The following is a 14216-nucleotide window of genomic DNA, read 5'->3' as shown; positions in this document are numbered from 1 at the left end:
TCGCATGGATGCCGGATCAAGTCCGGCATGACGGCGAGAGTCAAGGCGGCTGGCAAGCCTCGCGAATCTTGCTAGAGCCTCACCCCGATATGGCCGAACCCGAAAACAGCGTGAATTTCCGTATCCGTCGCGAGATCGACGGGTTCGCCGGCGTGGTCCAGCGTGTCTGGGGGCGCTGGTGGGTCAAGACGCTCGCCGCGCTCGGCGTGCTTGGTGTGCTCGGCGCGACGGTGTTCTATTTCGCGTTTGCCGCAGGCCTGCCCTCGGTCGACAAGTTGCGCACCTATGAGCCGCCGTTGCCGACCAATGTCCGCGACGTCGATGGCATGCCGATCCACGCGTATGCGCGCGAGCGCCGCGTCGAGCTGAGCTACGACGAATATCCGACGCTGCTGGTGCGCGCCTTCCTCGCCGCCGAGGACAAGAACTTCTTCGAGCATCACGGCGTCGACTATCTCGGCATTGCGAGTGCGGCGGTCAACAATCTGACCAGCGGCAAGCGCCCCGCCGGCGCCTCGACGATCACGCAGCAAGTCGCCAAGAACCTGCTGATCGGCAACGAGACGAGCTATGCGCGCAAGATCAAGGAGGCGATCCTCGCCTACAGGATCGAGGATACGCTGACCAAGCCGCAGATCCTCGAGCTCTACCTCAACCAGATCGCGCTCGGCCGGAACGCATTCGGCGTCGAGGCGGCGAGCTACGCCTATTTCGGCAAGGATCTGACGCAGCTCGATCTCGCGCAGATGGCGTATCTCGCGATCCTGCCCAAGGGCCCGTCGAACTACGATCCCGTTCGCCACGCCGACCGCGCGCTCGGCCGCCGCGCGTATGTGCTGCGCGAGATGCTCAAGAACGGCTTCATCACCCAGGCGCAGCACGACCAAGCGCGCGCCGAGCCGCTCGGCACCGTGCCGCGCCAGACCCCCAAGACCGAGACCGCGGGATCGGGCTATTTCGTCGAGGAAGTGCGCCGCCAGCTGATCGACAAGTTCGGCGAAGACGAGCGCGCCGGGCCGTACAGCGTCTATTCGGGCGGGCTGTGGGTGCGGACCTCGCTCGACGAGAAGATGCAGGAGTACGCGCAGACCGCGTTGCGCCAGGGGTTGCTGCGCTTCGACCAGGGGCGCGGCTGGTCCGGGCCGATCGGACATGCCGAAATCACCGACGACAGGTGGCAGGGCGCGTTGCTCAACACCAATATCGGGCTCGACTATGATGACTGGCGCGCCGCGATCGTGATCGCGCGTGATGCCGGCGCGGCGCAGCTCGGCTTCTCCGACGGCAGCACCGGGACGCTCCCCCGCTTCGCCGCGCAAATGCCGGTGCGGGGCGGCGGCGGAACCGCGTTCGCCAAGATGGTCCCCGGCGACATCATCGCGGTCGCGCCCAGCGGGAGCGAATTCGCCTTGCGCTCGGTGCCCAAGATCTCCGGCGCCTTCGTCGTCGAGCAGCCGCAGACCGGCCGCGTGCTCGCGATGCAGGGCGGGTTCGACTTCCGCGTCCAGGCGTTCAACCGCGCGACTCAGGCGATGCGTCAGCCGGGGTCGACGATCAAACCGATCGTCTATGCCGCAGCACTCGAGGGTGGGATGACGCCGGCCTCGATCATCGTTGACGGTCCGTTCTGCGTCTATCAGGGAGCGCGGCTCGGCCAAAAATGCTTCAAGAATTTCGGCGGCGTCGGCGGATCGGGCGCGCATACGATGCGCTGGGGCGTCGAGCAGTCACGCAATTTGATGACGGTGCGCGCCGCCGCGACCACCGGCATGCCGCACGTCGTGTCGCTGATGGACCGCATCGGCGTCGGCAAATACCCGCCCTACCTATCCTTCGCGCTGGGTGCTGGGGAGACGACGGTGTCGCGGATGGTCAACGCCTATGCGATCCTCGCCAACCAAGGGCGTTCGCACCCCTCGTCGCTGATCGATTTCGTCCAGGATCGCCACGGCAAGGTGGTCTGGCCCGAGAATTGGCATGCGTGCGACCGCTGCAACGCGCCCGACTGGAACGGCCGGCCGATGCCGCGACCGGTCGCGGGCGGCAAGCAGATCGTCGATGCGATGAGCGCGTACCAGATGATCCACATCGCCGAGGGCGTGATCCAGCGCGGCACCGCGACCGTATTGCGCGATCTCGACCGGCCGATGTTCGGCAAGACCGGCACCAATACCGGGCCGACCGACGTGTGGTTCATCGGCGGCACGCCGCAGATGATCGGCGGGCTGTATATCGGCTATGACACGCCGCATTCGCTCGGCGGCGGCGCGCAGGGCGGGACGCTCGCCGCGCCGATCTTCAAGGCGTTCGCGGTGAAAGCCTATGAGGGGATGGACAAGCTCCCGTTCCGCGCGCCCGCCGGGATCCGCATGGTCCGCATCGACCGCCAGAGCGGCAAGCCGGTGTTCGGCGCCTGGCCGAGCGACGACCCCAAGGCATCGGTGATCTGGGAAGCGTTCAAGCCCGAGAGCGAGCCGCGTCGCGTGATCCACCGCGGTACGATCGTGCCCGATCCCGCTGCCGCAGCCACGGCCGCAGCCGCCGCTACAGCGCGCGCGCGCGCGGCGACGCAGGCGCAGAGCGAGGCGCGCAAGGATAGCGACTTCTTGCAAAAGCAGGGTGGCATCTACTAGCGATATATATCCGTCGCCCCGGCGCCAATCTCAAAGGGGGGCCGGGGCCGCCCGGTTGTCGCGGGACAATTGGCGTCTCGCATCCTATATACCGGCCCCGGCCTTCGCCGGGGCGACGAATTCAAGTCTGGAGTAACCCCATGCGCGCTGAAGCGCAGGCTCATATCGATTCGATCAAGGACGCGCTCGCGCTGCTCCGCCGCTTCCTCGACTGGGACCGCGCGCTGCGCCGGCTCGACGAGCTCAACGCGCGCGTCGAGGACCAGGCCTTGTGGAACGACCCCAAGGCGGCACAGGTCGTGATGCGCGAGCGACGTCGGCTCGAGGAGGCGATCACCGCCACGCGCGCGATCGAGAGCGAGCTCAACGACACCGCCGAGCTGATCGAGATGGCCGAGGCCGAAGGCGATACGGAGATGGAGGCCGAGGGCGTCTCCGCGCTCGCCGATCTCGCCGCGCGCGCCGACAAGGACAAGGTCAAGGCGCTGCTCGCGGGCGAGGCCGACGGCAACGACACCTATATCGAGGTCAATGCCGGCGCCGGCGGGACCGAGAGCCAGGATTGGGCGGGTATGCTCAGCCGGATGTATTCGCGCTGGGGCGAGCGCCACGGTTTGAAGGTCGAGCTGATCGACCAGCATTCGGGCGAGCAGGCCGGGATCAAGTCGGCGACGCTGCTGCTGAAAGGCGAGAACGCCTATGGCTATGCCAAGACCGAAAGCGGCGTCCACCGCCTCGTCCGCATCAGCCCGTACGACAGCGCGGCACGCCGCCACACCTCGTTCGCGAGCGTGTGGGTCTATCCGGTCGTCGACGACAATATCGAGGTCGAATATAACGAGAGCGACCTGCGCATCGACACCTATCGCGCATCGGGCGCGGGCGGGCAGCACATCAACACGACCGATTCGGCGGTGCGCATCACGCACATCCCGACCGGCATCGTCGTGCAGTGCCAAAACCAGCGCAGCCAGCACAAGAACAAGGCCGAAGCGTACAACCAGCTCCGCGCGCGACTCTACGAACGCGAGCTGGCGATCCGCGAGGCCGCGGCCAATGCCGAGAATGCCGGCAAGACCGACATCGGCTGGGGCCACCAGATCCGTTCGTACGTGCTCCAGCCGTATCAGATGGTGAAGGACCTGCGCACCGGCGTGACCTCGTCGAGCCCGTCCGACGTGCTCGACGGCGATCTCGAAGCGTTCATGGCGGCGGCGCTATCGCAGCGCGTGACCGGCGAGACGGTCGAGGTCGAGGACGTCGAATAATGCGCGCTTCCCTCGTCTCTTCGTCCCCGGCGAGACGGGGGAAGGCCGCCCTGGTCGGCGCGGCGCTGCTTGCCCTCGCCGCGTGCGACGGCGGTTCGGCGACGGTGCCCGATCGCAGCCCGAAGGTCGGCCCCTTCCCCGCCGCCGATCGGCCGGTCGCCGCGATCGTCTCGGCGCGCTGGTCGACCGAGGAGAATCGCGACCGGCTCAATGAAGCGGGCGAAGTGATGGCCAAGGCCGGGATCAAGCCCGGCATGACCGTCGCCGATATCGGCGCGGGCGAAGGCTATTACACGATCCGCCTCGCCAACCGCGTCGGCAAGGAAGGCCGTGTGCTCGCCGAGGACATCGTCGCTGACGTCCGCGATGCGCTCGCGCTGCGGGTGGCGCGCGAGCATCTCGAGAGCGTGAGCGTCCGGCTCGGCGCGCCGAACGATCCGCGGCTGCCGGCCGCCAGCTTCGATCGGATCCTGATGGTCCATATGTATCACGAGATCGAGCAGCCCTACGAATTCCTGTGGCGGATGCGCCCGTCGCTCAAGCCCGGTGGCCTCGCGATCGTCGTCGACGCCGATCGCCCGACGCAGAATCACGGCACCCCGCCCGCCTTGCTCAAATGCGAGTTCGCCGCGGTCGGCTATAGCGAAGTCGCGACCTATGACATGCCGTCGGCGGGCGGCTATCTCGCCGCCTTCCGCGCGACGGGCCCGCGCCCCGAGCCGAGCGCGATCAAGGCGTGCCGGCTCCACGCGCGCTCATAGCAGCCCGCGCGCGCGAAAACTGCGATAGCCCTGCGCTGCGATCACGAGATGGTCGAACAGCGCCACGTCGATGAACTGCAACGCCTGCGCGATCCGGCGCGTGAGCCTGTAATCGGCGGCGCTCGGCGTCGGATCGCCGCTCGGATGGTTGTGCGCCATCACCACCAGCGCGCAGTCGGACGCGAGCGCATCGGCGACGATCGTGCGAAACGGGATCGTCACCGCATCGACGCAGCGCGGCGGAAGGTGTCGCATCGCGAGAAGCCGCCATTCCGGATCGAAATAGCCGAACGCCGCGACCTCCTGCGCGGCGGTCGCGATCGGCAGGAAGCGCGCGAGCACGGCGTCGGGCAGATCGAGCGCCGCGCAAGCGCCGCGATTCGCGCGCTCCTCGAAAAGCCCCGTCCCCATGCCCCGCTCTGCGCAGCGGCTCCGCACGGCGCCACACAAAGCGTCTCCGAAACGGCAACGGTTGGCGTCGCGGCACGGGCGCGCTAGACTCTCAGCCATGCAAGCCTATCTCGACCTGATGCGCCGCGTGCTCGACCACGGCACCCCCCAGATGGACCGCACCGGCACGGGGACGTTGTCGGTGTTCGGCCACCAGATGCGCTTCGATCTGGCCGCTGGCTTCCCGCTGCTGACCACCAAGAAGCTGCATCTGCGCTCGATCGTGATCGAATTGCTGTGGTTCCTGCGCGGCGACACCAATGTCGACTGGCTGCGCGAGCGGAAAGTCAGCATCTGGGACGAATGGGCCGACGAGAAGGGCGATCTCGGCCCGGTGTACGGCAAGCAATGGCGCGACTGGGAAACTGCGGACAGCCGCCACATCGACCAGATCGCCGAGCTGATCGAGCAGATCAAGACCAACCCCGCCTCGCGCCGCCAGATCGTCAGCGCGTGGAACCCGGGCGATCTCCACGCGATGGCGCTCGCGCCGTGCCATTGCCTGTTCCAGACGCATGTCGCGAATGGCAAGCTCTCGCTCCAGCTCTACCAGCGCAGCGCCGACATCTTTCTCGGCGTGCCCTTCAACATCGCGAGCTATGCGCTGCTGACGATGCTGCTCGCGCAGCAATGCGATCTCGAGCCCGGCGAGTTCATCTGGACCGGGGGCGATTGCCACCTGTATTCGAACCATCTCGACCAGGCGCGCGAACAGCTGTCGCGCACGCCGGGGCCGCCGCCGCGGCTCGAGATCCTGCGCAAGGCGGACGCGATCGACGGCTATGCCTATGAGGATTTCGTGCTCCACGATTATGTCGCGCAGCCGCATATCAAGGCAGCCGTCGCGGTCTGACACGGAACCGCGCGGCGCGATGCGCGCTTAGCTCCTGAAATTCACGCAGGGGCCGATCATGGACATCACGCAACTCATCCTCGACGAACACGGCCAGCAGCGCGCGCTGTTCGCGCAGATCGAACAGATCGATCCCAAGGACACGACCGCACTGTCGGCGCTGTGGAACCGCCTCCACGCACTGCTCGATTCGCATGCCGAGGCCGAGGAGCGCTTCTTCTATCCGCGCCTGATGCAAATCGGCGAAGGCGGCAACGATGCCGATTCGGCCGCCGAGGAGACCGAGGACGCGATCGAGGATCATAACGACATCCGCGACACCGCCGCTGCGGTCGACAAGGAAAAGGTCGGCAGCACGGCGTGGTTCGAAGCGCTGGGCGAATGCAACAAGGCGAACAGCGATCATATGGCGGAGGAAGAACGCCAGGGCCTGACCGACTTCCGCCTCAATGCGACGCTGCAGGAGCGCCACGATCTCGGGGTCAAATTCGCGACCTTCGAGGCCGAGCATCTCACCGGCGTCAAGGCGGTCGACAAGGATCCCAAGACGTGGGTCAAGGATCACGCTCCAGACTGAGCCCTCTCGCCAATCGCGGCGCGCGCGGGCATGACGGCGGCATGATCACGCTGTACCTCGCGCGCGCCGACAATGGCGTCATCGGTGTCGACGGCAAACTGCCGTGGCACCTGCCCGCAGACCTCAAGCGCTTCAAGGCGCTGACGATGGGCAAGCCGATGCTGATGGGGCGCAAGACCTTCGAGAGCTTCCCGTCGCCCCTGCCCGGCCGCCGCCATATCGTGCTGACGCGCGACCCGCTTTGGGCTGCGGCTGGCGCAGAGGTTGCCCATTCGGTCGACGAAGCGCTCGCGCTGGCGGGCGATGGCGATATTGCAGTGATCGGAGGTGCCGAGATTTTCGCGCTGCTGCTGCCCCGCGCCGAAGCCATCGAGCTGACCGAGGTGCATGTGAGCCCGCCCGGCGATGCCGTCGTTCCCCCGTTCGACGGCTGGCACGAGCGGGCTCGCGACCCGCATCCGGCCGACGGCGCGCGTCCAGCCTATGCCTTCGTGACGCTCAGCAGGCGGTGACCGCCAGCGGCTTGTCGCCGCGCCGACGATCCCGCATACCCCGCGCTGACCGGACGCGGCAGACCCTGCCCGAGAAAGCCGGCACGACGGGGAGAGCGAGATGCGCAAGGTGCTGGCTGGGGTAGCGGTGCTCATCGTGCTCGGCCTGATCGCCTTCTTCGCGCTCGCCCCCGCGATCGTCGAGCGATCGATGAACAAGGTCGAACCCGTCGCGCTTACCATCAGCCCGCGTGCCCGCGCGCTGCATGCCACGCTGCAGATCGCCGACATGCACGCCGATACGCTGCTGTGGCAGCGCAGCCTGCTCGACCGCGCCGACCGTGGACAGATCGACCTGCCGCGCTTGCTCGCGGGCAATTATGCGCTGCAGATCTTCTCGTCGGTGACCAAAACGCCGAAGGGCCAGAATTACGATTCGAACCGCGCCGACAGCGATAATATCACCGCACTCGCGATCGCCGATCTCCAGCCGCCACGCACCTGGAGCTCGCTGCTCGAGCGCTCGCTGTGGCACGCGCAGAAGCTCGATCGCTATGCCGCCGCCTCGAACGGCCAGCTGCGCGTGATCCGCACCCCCGCCGAGCTCGACCGCCTGCTCGCCGACCGTGCGCGCGGGCAGAAGGTCGTCGGCGGCCTGCTGTCGATCGAGGGGTTGCAGGATCTCGAGGGCAAGCTCGCCAATCTCGAGACGCTCCACGCCGCCGGGTTCCGCATGGCGGGGCTTGCGCATTTCTTCGACACCGAAGTCTCGGGTTCGATGCACGGCGTAGCGAAGCGCGGGCTGACCCCGCTCGGACGGCAAGTGGTGCGGCGGATGGAAGCGATCGGCATGATCGTCGATGTCGCACATTCGAGCCACGCGACGATCGCCGAGGTGATCGGCATGGCACGCCGTCCGATCGTCGCGAGCCACGGCGGGGTGCAGGCGACGTGCAAGGTCAACCGCAACCTGACCGACGACGAGATTCGCGGGATCGCGCGGACCGGGGGCGTGATCGGCATCGGCTATTGGGATGCCGCGATCTGCTCGACCAAGCCCACGGCGGCCGCCGCCGCGATCGCGCATGTCCGCGATGTGGCCGGGATCGACCATGTCGGGCTCGGTTCCGACTTCGACGGCGCGGTGACGACGGGGTTCGACGCGAGCCAGCTTGCCGCCGTCACGCAAGCGCTGATCGACCGCGGCTTCAGCGACGCCGATGTGGCGAAGGTGATGGGCGGCAATGTGCTGCGCGTGCTCCGCGCCGGGATCGCGCCCGCCCCCTAGCGCGCGCGCGAAGCCGACCGTATAGCCGACGCCATGAAGCGGCTCGACGGCGGCTCGACGGTTCCGGCGGCGATGCGCGCTGGCATCGTCGCGCTCGGGAATTTCGATGGATTTCACCTGGGGCATCAGGCTGTGGTCGGGCTTGCCGTCGCGCGCGCGCGCGCCGAGGGGCGGCCCGCGCTGGTCGCGACGTTCGATCCGCATCCCGTACGGCATTTCCAGCCCGACAACGCCCCCTTCCGCCTGACCACGCTCGACCAGCGCGAGCGGCTGTTCGCTGCGGCGGGTGCCGATGCGATGGTCGTCTTCCAGTTCGACGCAGCGCTCGCCGCGTTGACCGCGCGCGAATTCGTCACCGATCGGCTGATCCACAAGCTCGGGGTCGGCGGCGTGGTGACGGGCGCGGATTTCACCTTCGGCAAGGCCAAGAGCGGCAATGTCGCGGTGCTCGCCACGCTTGGCATCGAGCACGGCTTTGCGGTCGAGACGGTCGGCGCAGTGACCCTCGACGGTGTTGCCGTCTCATCGAGCCGGATCCGCGACTTGCTCAAGGCGGGGGACCCGCGCGGCGCGGCCAAGCTGCTGACGCGCCCCTTCACGGTCGCGGGAACGGTGCAGCATGGCGACAAGCTCGGTCGGACGATCGGCTATCCCACCGCCAATCTCGACATGGGGAAGTATCTCCGGCCGGCGTACGGCATCTATGCGGTGCGCGGGCGGCTCGCCGATGGGCGTGTGCTCGACGGTGCGGCGAACCTCGGGATCCGGCCGAGCTTCGATCCGCCGAAGGAATTGCTCGAGCCGTATTTCTTCGATTTTTCCGAAGACCTGTATGGCCAACAGATCGAAGTCGAGTTGATCGAGTATCTCCGCCCCGAAGCGAAATTCGACACGCTCGAGGCGCTGACGACGCAGATGGATGCCGACTGCGCACGCGCGCGCGACATTCTGGCGGCCGAGCCCCGCTGAGCCGGCGCCTCTGCGTCGCGGATCTTCGACAAAAAGGGGCTGGCAGTGCTGCCGCCCCCTGTCGCCGGACTTCGATCCGCTTGGCGGGTTGCTGGCAAACCTACCCGCGCCATCCGGTTTCGGCGGCTCGCGCCCCCTGCGCCGCCAAGCGACGCCAGGTCTTGCGTTCGGTCGCCAGGAGCGGGCCGGCTCTCGCGAACCGTTCCACCCGGAATCCCGGTGGCCAGCACGGCGCTCAAGTTGAATCGCAGGCCACGCTTGCGATATCTTTTCTCGCGGCCGTAAACCCCTGGGGAGGCGCCTGCCCTTCTGCCCGATGCCCTCGTCGCGACACCGGCCTGGTTTCCCGCGGGCACCTAGGCTGACGTCGCGACATAAGCGCCTGATGCCGCTCCTGTTTCCGGTCGCGCCGTCGCTCGCCTACAGTCCAGATACCCTCACGACTTGCGAGTTGCACCAAGGCCGCAAATGCTATCGCCGCGCTGTGAATAGTGCGGAAAGCGTGAACAGATCCGCCTCGTCATTCTCGGCTTTATCGCCGCGCTTCGACTTTCTGAACGCGAGGTTGTTTCAGGTTCATGCAACCTGACTAAAACGCCCATCGTTACCGCTTTGGACTTCATCCAGAGCAAAATGCATTCCACGGGAGTTTTACCAATGCGCACCTTGATCCTCGCACTCAGCGCGGCAGCCGTCACTATCCCCGCAACGATGGTTGCCCCCGCGACGCACGCCGAAGCGCGGGACCACCGCCATCACTATCAGCCGCGCGTCTATGAGGGCCGCGACGGTCGTCGCTATTGCCGCCACTCGGACGGCACGACCGGCCTGCTGGTCGGCGGCGTCGGCGGCGCGCTGCTCGGCAATTCGATCGCGGGCCGCGGCGACAAGACGCTCGGCACCGTGCTCGGTGGCGTTGCCGGCGCCTTCGGTGGCCGCGCGCTCGATCGCGCCAGCACTGCGGATCGCCGCTGCAACTAACCTGTATCGTACGGCGTATACCATAGGCGCGGATCGGCAACGGTCCGCGCCTTATCTTTTGGAGAACACCCCATGACGACTCGCAGCGGATCGGCCAGCTATGATGGCCTTGGCAAGGACGGCAAAGGCCATGTCTCGACGCAATCGGGCGTGCTGTCCGACACGCAGTACGGCTTCAACAGCCGCTTCGAAGAGGGCGCTGGCACCAACCCCGAGGAACTGATCGCCGCCGCGCATGCGAGCTGCTTCACGATGGCGCTGAGCTTCGCGCTCGCCGGTGCCGGGTTCACCGACGGCAAGCTAGAGACGACCGCGAAGGTCACGATCGACAAGGACGGCGACGGCTTCACCATCACCAAATCGGCGCTCGATCTCAAGGCGAGCGTCGCGGGTATCTCGCCAGAGCAATTCGAGACGATCGCGCTCGATGCAAAGCAGAATTGCCCGGTTTCGAAAGTGCTCAACGCCGAAGTGACGCTGACGCACAGTCTCAACGCCTGATCTCTTGCGGGGGCGTGAACGGGCCGTAGTTTCCCGTTCACGCAACCTCCGGGCATGCCGACGGTTCTACCTGCAATCCAGCACGGATTGTCTCAAGGAGCATTCGACATGCGCAAGTTTCTTCTCGCCGCCGTAATGGCCGCGACCTCGCTTTCGGCGATCCCCGCAACCGCGCAAGACTATCGCGGCGACCGCCAGGACCAGCGCCGCGATGACCGCGCCGACCGCCGCGACGATCGCCGTGACGATCGGGCCGACCGCCGCGATGACCGCCGCGAGTATCGCCAGGACGCACGTCAGGATTGGCGTCAGGACCGCCGCCAGGATGCGCGCCAGCGCAATTGGCAGCAATATCGCAGCTACGACTATAATCGCTACGAGCCAGGCCAGCGGACCTATCTGGCCGACCGTTACTATCGCGACGGCAGCTATTACCAGCCGCGGCGCCTCGGTCGCAACGACCGCATCTATCGCGGTGGCGACAACCGCTATTATTGCCGCCGCAGCGACGGCACGACCGGCCTGATCATCGGCGGTCTCGCCGGCGGCCTGCTCGGCAACTCGCTCGCGAGCGGTGGATCGCGCACGCTGGGTACGTTGATCGGTGGCGGCGCGGGCGCGCTGCTCGGCCAGTCGGTCGATCGCGGCCAGGTCCAGTGCCGCTGAGCGCGACACGTACTTAACCACAGGGCCCGGCGCGAAAGCGTCGGGCCTTTTGCTGTCAGATCACGCCGCCGCCAAGGACGAGACGGATCACCGCGACGATCAGCACGAACAGGTTGAAATTGCGGCCCGAGCGATAGCCCGACAGCATCCCGAGCGCCGCGCCGACAATCGCGATCGGGATCGCCAGATAATTGGCGAGGCCGAAGAACGGCACCAAGCCGACCAGCGCCACCGGCAAGGCGAAGAGTCCGGCCAAGATCGAAATCAGATTGACGATGAGTCCCATATCCGGACCATGAACCAAGATAAGCCGCCTGCGCAAGCGCGCCGCAAACGGGTATGCTATGCCCAACCAATTATTAACTGCAGCCGGTCAAAAGGGTGCAGTGGGTGTGGAGCGTCACGTCGATGAGTCGTAAGCGGGTCTTTCTGAGCGTTCTGGTGCTGCCGCTGGCGTTGATGGCGTGCGGCAAGCGCGATGGCGAGCGCGATCTCGACACGCTCGACAACGAACTGGTCGATGCCGGCACCGGCGCGCCCAATAGCAGCGATCCGGCGATGACGTCGGCGCTGCACGATCAGATCATGGTCGACCCGTCGCTCGCGCAGCAATCGAACGCGAACACCGTCCGGCCCCCGGCGCAACCCTATTCGGGCGGCGTGCCGCCCGTCACGATCGCGCAGACCGCCGGTGGCGCGGCCGGCACCCAAGGCAGCGCGGTCAGCCAGCGCGCCAAGCAAGCCCCAGCGCCGGCGTCGAAGGACTGCCCGAACTGCCAGGCGGCGCGCAATTCGCTCACACTCGGCGCATTGGCCGCGAATCAAACCGACAAGCGCACCAGCGCATGCGCCGGGTCGATGCGCTATTCGGCGGCCTGGGCCGACCGTGTGCCCGGCGACGTGCCGCTCTATCCCGGCGCGCGCGTCGTCGAGGCGGCTGGCGCCGATACCGCAGCGTGCCATCTGCGCGCGGTCAGCTTTGCGACCAACGCGTCGCTGAAGACCGTGATCGACTGGTATTATACCCGCGTCACCAATGCCGGTTTCAGTGCCGATCATCAGTCCGACGGCGCCGAGCACACGCTTGGCGGGACGCGGCAGCGCGATGGCGGGGCGTATGTGCTCTTCCTCACAAGCCGCCGCGATGGCGGGACCGATGTCGACATGGTGGCCAATAACGGACGCTAGCCGCCCGCGCTGCTGACGCCGAAGGCCAGGCAAAACCGCCACCGTTGCGCGCGAGGTTCTCATTGCGTGCGATTCGCGCTAACGCACGCAGCATGTATCATCTCATCCTCGTCATGGCGGGCGGCGCGCTCGGTTCCGCTGCGCGTTTCCTCGTCGGCCGCGCCACGCTCGCGCGCTTCGGCCCCGATTATCCCTTTGGCACGCTGACCGTGAATCTGGTCGGCGGATTCGCGATGGGGCTGCTCGTCGGCATCCTCGCCCGCCACAGCGCGGGCGAGAACTGGCGCTTGTTGCTCGGCGTCGGCGTGCTCGGCGGCTTCACCACCTTCTCGTCCTTCTCGCTCGACGTCGTATCGCTGATCGAACGCGGCGATCTCACCACCGCGCTCGGCTATACGCTGCTCTCGGTCGTCGGCGCGATCGTCGCGCTGTTCCTCGGCCTCTCGCTCGCGCGGGTGGCGGCATGAGCACCGACACGCCCAAGCCGAGCAAGGCGACGTCGGACGTCCGCCAGTTCAACGTCGGCGCCGACGATGACGGCATCCGGCTCGATCGCTGGTTCAAGCGGCATCTGCCCGACACCAGCTTCACCACGGTCGCCAAATGGGCGCGCACCGGCCAGCTGCGCATCGACGGCGCACGCGCCAAGCCCGGCGATCATGTCGTGGCCGGCCAGTCGATCCGCGTGCCCCCGGCCGAACCGGTCCGCGTCGATGCGCCCGTAAAGCGCGAGCGCCCACCGCTCAGCGACGACGAGATGACCTTCGCGCGCGAAATGGTGATCCACCGCGACGCGCAGGTGATCGTGCTCAACAAGCCGCCCGGCCTCGCCACGCAGGGCGGGACGAAGACGATCGAGCATGTCGACGGCTTGCTCGACGCGCTGCAGGACGATCTCGAGGGCCGTCCCAAGCTCGTCCACCGGCTCGACAAGGACACGTCGGGCGCGCTCGTCATCGCGCGCACCGCGCGTGCCGCTGGGTTCCTGTCGAAGTCCTTCTCGTCGCGCACCGCGCGGAAGACCTATTGGGCGCTCGTCGTCGGCGTTCCCTCGATCGAGGACGGTACGATCGAACTGCCGATCGGCAAGCAGCCCGGCTCGGGCGGCGAGAAGATGCATGTCGACGAGAAGGAAGGCTCGCCCGCCCGCACGCGCTACCGCGTGATCGAGATGGCGGGCACGACCACCGCCTGGGTCGAGCTGATCCCCTATACCGGGCGCACGCACCAGTTGCGTGTCCATCTGGCGGCGATCGGCCATCCGATCGTCGGCGACGGGAAGTATGGCGGTCAGGCCGCGTTCCTTACCGGCAACATTTCGCGCAAAATGCATCTGCATTCGCGGCGGATCCGGATCGACCATCCCGATGGCGGGCAGATCGACGTCCAGGCCGAGCTGCCGACGCATTTCGCCGAGAGCCTCAAGCAACTCGGTTTCGACGAGATGCTCGGCAACACGATGCCGCTCGAGGAGCCCCCGCCCCCGAGCCGCGCGGTCAAGAAGCAGCAGGCGCGCCAGCACAACAAGACGATGCGCAAGGACCGCAAGGGCGAACGCCGCCGGCGCGGCGCAGCGACCTGAGCCTCGCG

At 67.0% G+C, this 14216-nt stretch carries 16 protein-coding genes; 14 read left to right on the top strand and 2 right to left on the bottom strand.

The genetic code is table 11. The features are described from left to right. Nucleotides 1-89 precede the first annotated feature (89 nt). The 3 genes from ABIB28_RS16115 to ABIB28_RS16105 all read left to right on the top strand — a co-directional run bounded on the left by ABIB28_RS16115 (nucleotide 90) and on the right by ABIB28_RS16105 (nucleotide 4662). A complete protein-coding gene (locus tag ABIB28_RS16115) occupies nucleotides 90-2633 on the top strand; it encodes a penicillin-binding protein 1A (protein WP_354289103.1) in 2544 nt (847 codons plus the stop codon). A gap of 140 nt (nucleotides 2634-2773) precedes the next feature. Continuing rightward, nucleotides 2774-3901: a peptide chain release factor 2 gene (gene prfB, locus ABIB28_RS16110; protein ID WP_133186187.1), complete on the top strand. Its 1128-nt coding sequence runs from the start codon at nucleotides 2774-2776 to the stop codon at nucleotides 3899-3901. Further along, nucleotides 3901-4662 (top strand): class I SAM-dependent methyltransferase, encoded by a 762-nt coding sequence (locus ABIB28_RS16105; RefSeq protein ID WP_354289101.1) that lies wholly within the window; start codon nucleotides 3901-3903, stop codon nucleotides 4660-4662. The genes prfB and ABIB28_RS16105 overlap by 1 nt, the downstream gene beginning before the upstream one ends. On the opposite strand, the gene ABIB28_RS16100 is transcribed toward ABIB28_RS16105, so the two are convergent. Further along, entirely contained in the window at nucleotides 4657-5073 is a 417-nt protein-coding gene (locus tag ABIB28_RS16100) for a JAB domain-containing protein (protein ID WP_354289099.1), read from the bottom strand. The two genes, ABIB28_RS16105 and ABIB28_RS16100, sit on opposite strands and share 6 nt — an antisense overlap. A gap of 97 nt (nucleotides 5074-5170) precedes the next feature. On the opposite strand from ABIB28_RS16100, the gene ABIB28_RS16095 reads away from it, so the two are divergent. The 8 genes from ABIB28_RS16095 to ABIB28_RS16060 all read left to right on the top strand — a co-directional run bounded on the left by ABIB28_RS16095 (nucleotide 5171) and on the right by ABIB28_RS16060 (nucleotide 11438). After that, nucleotides 5171-5965, top strand: a complete 795-nt coding sequence (locus ABIB28_RS16095; RefSeq protein WP_354289098.1) for a thymidylate synthase — start codon at nucleotides 5171-5173, stop codon at nucleotides 5963-5965. Nucleotides 5966-6023: 58 nt separating this feature from the next. Next, nucleotides 6024-6542, top strand: a complete 519-nt coding sequence (locus ABIB28_RS16090) for a hemerythrin domain-containing protein (RefSeq protein WP_189675932.1) — start codon at nucleotides 6024-6026, stop codon at nucleotides 6540-6542. A gap of 41 nt (nucleotides 6543-6583) precedes the next feature. Beyond that, nucleotides 6584-7054, top strand: a complete 471-nt coding sequence (locus ABIB28_RS16085) for a dihydrofolate reductase (protein WP_354289097.1) — start codon at nucleotides 6584-6586, stop codon at nucleotides 7052-7054. Between the two features lie 100 nt (nucleotides 7055-7154). Beyond that, nucleotides 7155-8321, top strand: coding sequence for a dipeptidase (locus ABIB28_RS16080; RefSeq protein ID WP_354289096.1), 1167 nt, complete (start codon nucleotides 7155-7157; stop codon nucleotides 8319-8321). A gap of 33 nt (nucleotides 8322-8354) precedes the next feature. Further along, nucleotides 8355-9290, top strand: coding sequence for a bifunctional riboflavin kinase/FAD synthetase (locus tag ABIB28_RS16075; protein WP_354289095.1), 936 nt, complete (start codon nucleotides 8355-8357; stop codon nucleotides 9288-9290). A gap of 657 nt (nucleotides 9291-9947) precedes the next feature. Continuing rightward, nucleotides 9948-10271, top strand: a complete 324-nt coding sequence (locus ABIB28_RS16070; protein WP_133186171.1) for a glycine zipper 2TM domain-containing protein — start codon at nucleotides 9948-9950, stop codon at nucleotides 10269-10271. Between the two features lie 72 nt (nucleotides 10272-10343). Continuing rightward, a complete protein-coding gene (locus tag ABIB28_RS16065) occupies nucleotides 10344-10772 on the top strand; it encodes an OsmC family protein (RefSeq protein ID WP_354289094.1) in 429 nt (142 codons plus the stop codon). A gap of 108 nt (nucleotides 10773-10880) precedes the next feature. Next, nucleotides 10881-11438: a glycine zipper 2TM domain-containing protein gene (locus tag ABIB28_RS16060; protein ID WP_354289093.1), complete on the top strand. Its 558-nt coding sequence runs from the start codon at nucleotides 10881-10883 to the stop codon at nucleotides 11436-11438. Between the two features lie 55 nt (nucleotides 11439-11493). Here ABIB28_RS16060 and ABIB28_RS16055 read toward each other — a convergent pair whose 3' ends face one another. Next, a complete protein-coding gene (locus ABIB28_RS16055; RefSeq protein WP_354289092.1) occupies nucleotides 11494-11724 on the bottom strand; it encodes a hypothetical protein in 231 nt (76 codons plus the stop codon). Nucleotides 11725-11846: 122 nt separating this feature from the next. Between ABIB28_RS16055 and ABIB28_RS16050 the strand changes: the two genes are divergently transcribed. The 3 genes from ABIB28_RS16050 to ABIB28_RS16040 all read left to right on the top strand — a co-directional run bounded on the left by ABIB28_RS16050 (nucleotide 11847) and on the right by ABIB28_RS16040 (nucleotide 14208). After that, nucleotides 11847-12626, top strand: coding sequence for a hypothetical protein (locus ABIB28_RS16050; RefSeq protein WP_189675938.1), 780 nt, complete (start codon nucleotides 11847-11849; stop codon nucleotides 12624-12626). A 92-nt stretch (nucleotides 12627-12718) separates the two neighbouring features. Beyond that, entirely contained in the window at nucleotides 12719-13093 is a 375-nt protein-coding gene (gene crcB / locus ABIB28_RS16045) for a fluoride efflux transporter CrcB (RefSeq protein ID WP_354289091.1), read from the top strand. Next, nucleotides 13090-14208: an RluA family pseudouridine synthase gene (locus ABIB28_RS16040; RefSeq protein ID WP_354289090.1), complete on the top strand. Its 1119-nt coding sequence runs from the start codon at nucleotides 13090-13092 to the stop codon at nucleotides 14206-14208. The genes crcB and ABIB28_RS16040 overlap by 4 nt, the downstream gene beginning before the upstream one ends. Nucleotides 14209-14216 lie beyond the last annotated feature (8 nt).

Source organism: Sphingomonas sp. UYEF23 (assembly GCF_040546165.1).
In the GTDB taxonomy this organism is placed as follows: domain Bacteria; phylum Pseudomonadota; class Alphaproteobacteria; order Sphingomonadales; family Sphingomonadaceae; genus Sphingomonas; species Sphingomonas glacialis.
Note: the sequence above shows the minus strand (reverse complement) of the source record. Positions and strands in the feature narration are given on the sequence as shown.

Coding starts and splice junctions, on each gene's coding strand:
- prfB (WP_133186187.1), top strand. CDS start 2,774: ATGCGCGCTGAAGCGCAGGCTCATATCGATTCGATCAAGGACGCGCTC.
- ABIB28_RS16085 (WP_354289097.1), top strand. CDS start 6,584: ATGATCACGCTGTACCTCGCGCGCGCCGACAATGGCGTCATCGGTGTC.
- ABIB28_RS16100 (WP_354289099.1), bottom strand. CDS start 5,073: ATGGGGACGGGGCTTTTCGAGGAGCGCGCGAATCGCGGCGCTTGCGCG.
- ABIB28_RS16090 (WP_189675932.1), top strand. CDS start 6,024: ATGGACATCACGCAACTCATCCTCGACGAACACGGCCAGCAGCGCGCG.
- ABIB28_RS16070 (WP_133186171.1), top strand. CDS start 9,948: ATGCGCACCTTGATCCTCGCACTCAGCGCGGCAGCCGTCACTATCCCC.
- ABIB28_RS16075 (WP_354289095.1), top strand. CDS start 8,355: ATGAAGCGGCTCGACGGCGGCTCGACGGTTCCGGCGGCGATGCGCGCT.
- ABIB28_RS16060 (WP_354289093.1), top strand. CDS start 10,881: ATGCGCAAGTTTCTTCTCGCCGCCGTAATGGCCGCGACCTCGCTTTCG.
- ABIB28_RS16105 (WP_354289101.1), top strand. CDS start 3,901: ATGCGCGCTTCCCTCGTCTCTTCGTCCCCGGCGAGACGGGGGAAGGCC.
- ABIB28_RS16040 (WP_354289090.1), top strand. CDS start 13,090: ATGAGCACCGACACGCCCAAGCCGAGCAAGGCGACGTCGGACGTCCGC.
- ABIB28_RS16050 (WP_189675938.1), top strand. CDS start 11,847: ATGAGTCGTAAGCGGGTCTTTCTGAGCGTTCTGGTGCTGCCGCTGGCG.
- crcB (WP_354289091.1), top strand. CDS start 12,719: ATGTATCATCTCATCCTCGTCATGGCGGGCGGCGCGCTCGGTTCCGCT.
- ABIB28_RS16115 (WP_354289103.1), top strand. CDS start 90: ATGGCCGAACCCGAAAACAGCGTGAATTTCCGTATCCGTCGCGAGATC.
- ABIB28_RS16080 (WP_354289096.1), top strand. CDS start 7,155: ATGCGCAAGGTGCTGGCTGGGGTAGCGGTGCTCATCGTGCTCGGCCTG.
- ABIB28_RS16055 (WP_354289092.1), bottom strand. CDS start 11,724: ATGGGACTCATCGTCAATCTGATTTCGATCTTGGCCGGACTCTTCGCC.
- ABIB28_RS16065 (WP_354289094.1), top strand. CDS start 10,344: ATGACGACTCGCAGCGGATCGGCCAGCTATGATGGCCTTGGCAAGGAC.
- ABIB28_RS16095 (WP_354289098.1), top strand. CDS start 5,171: ATGCAAGCCTATCTCGACCTGATGCGCCGCGTGCTCGACCACGGCACC.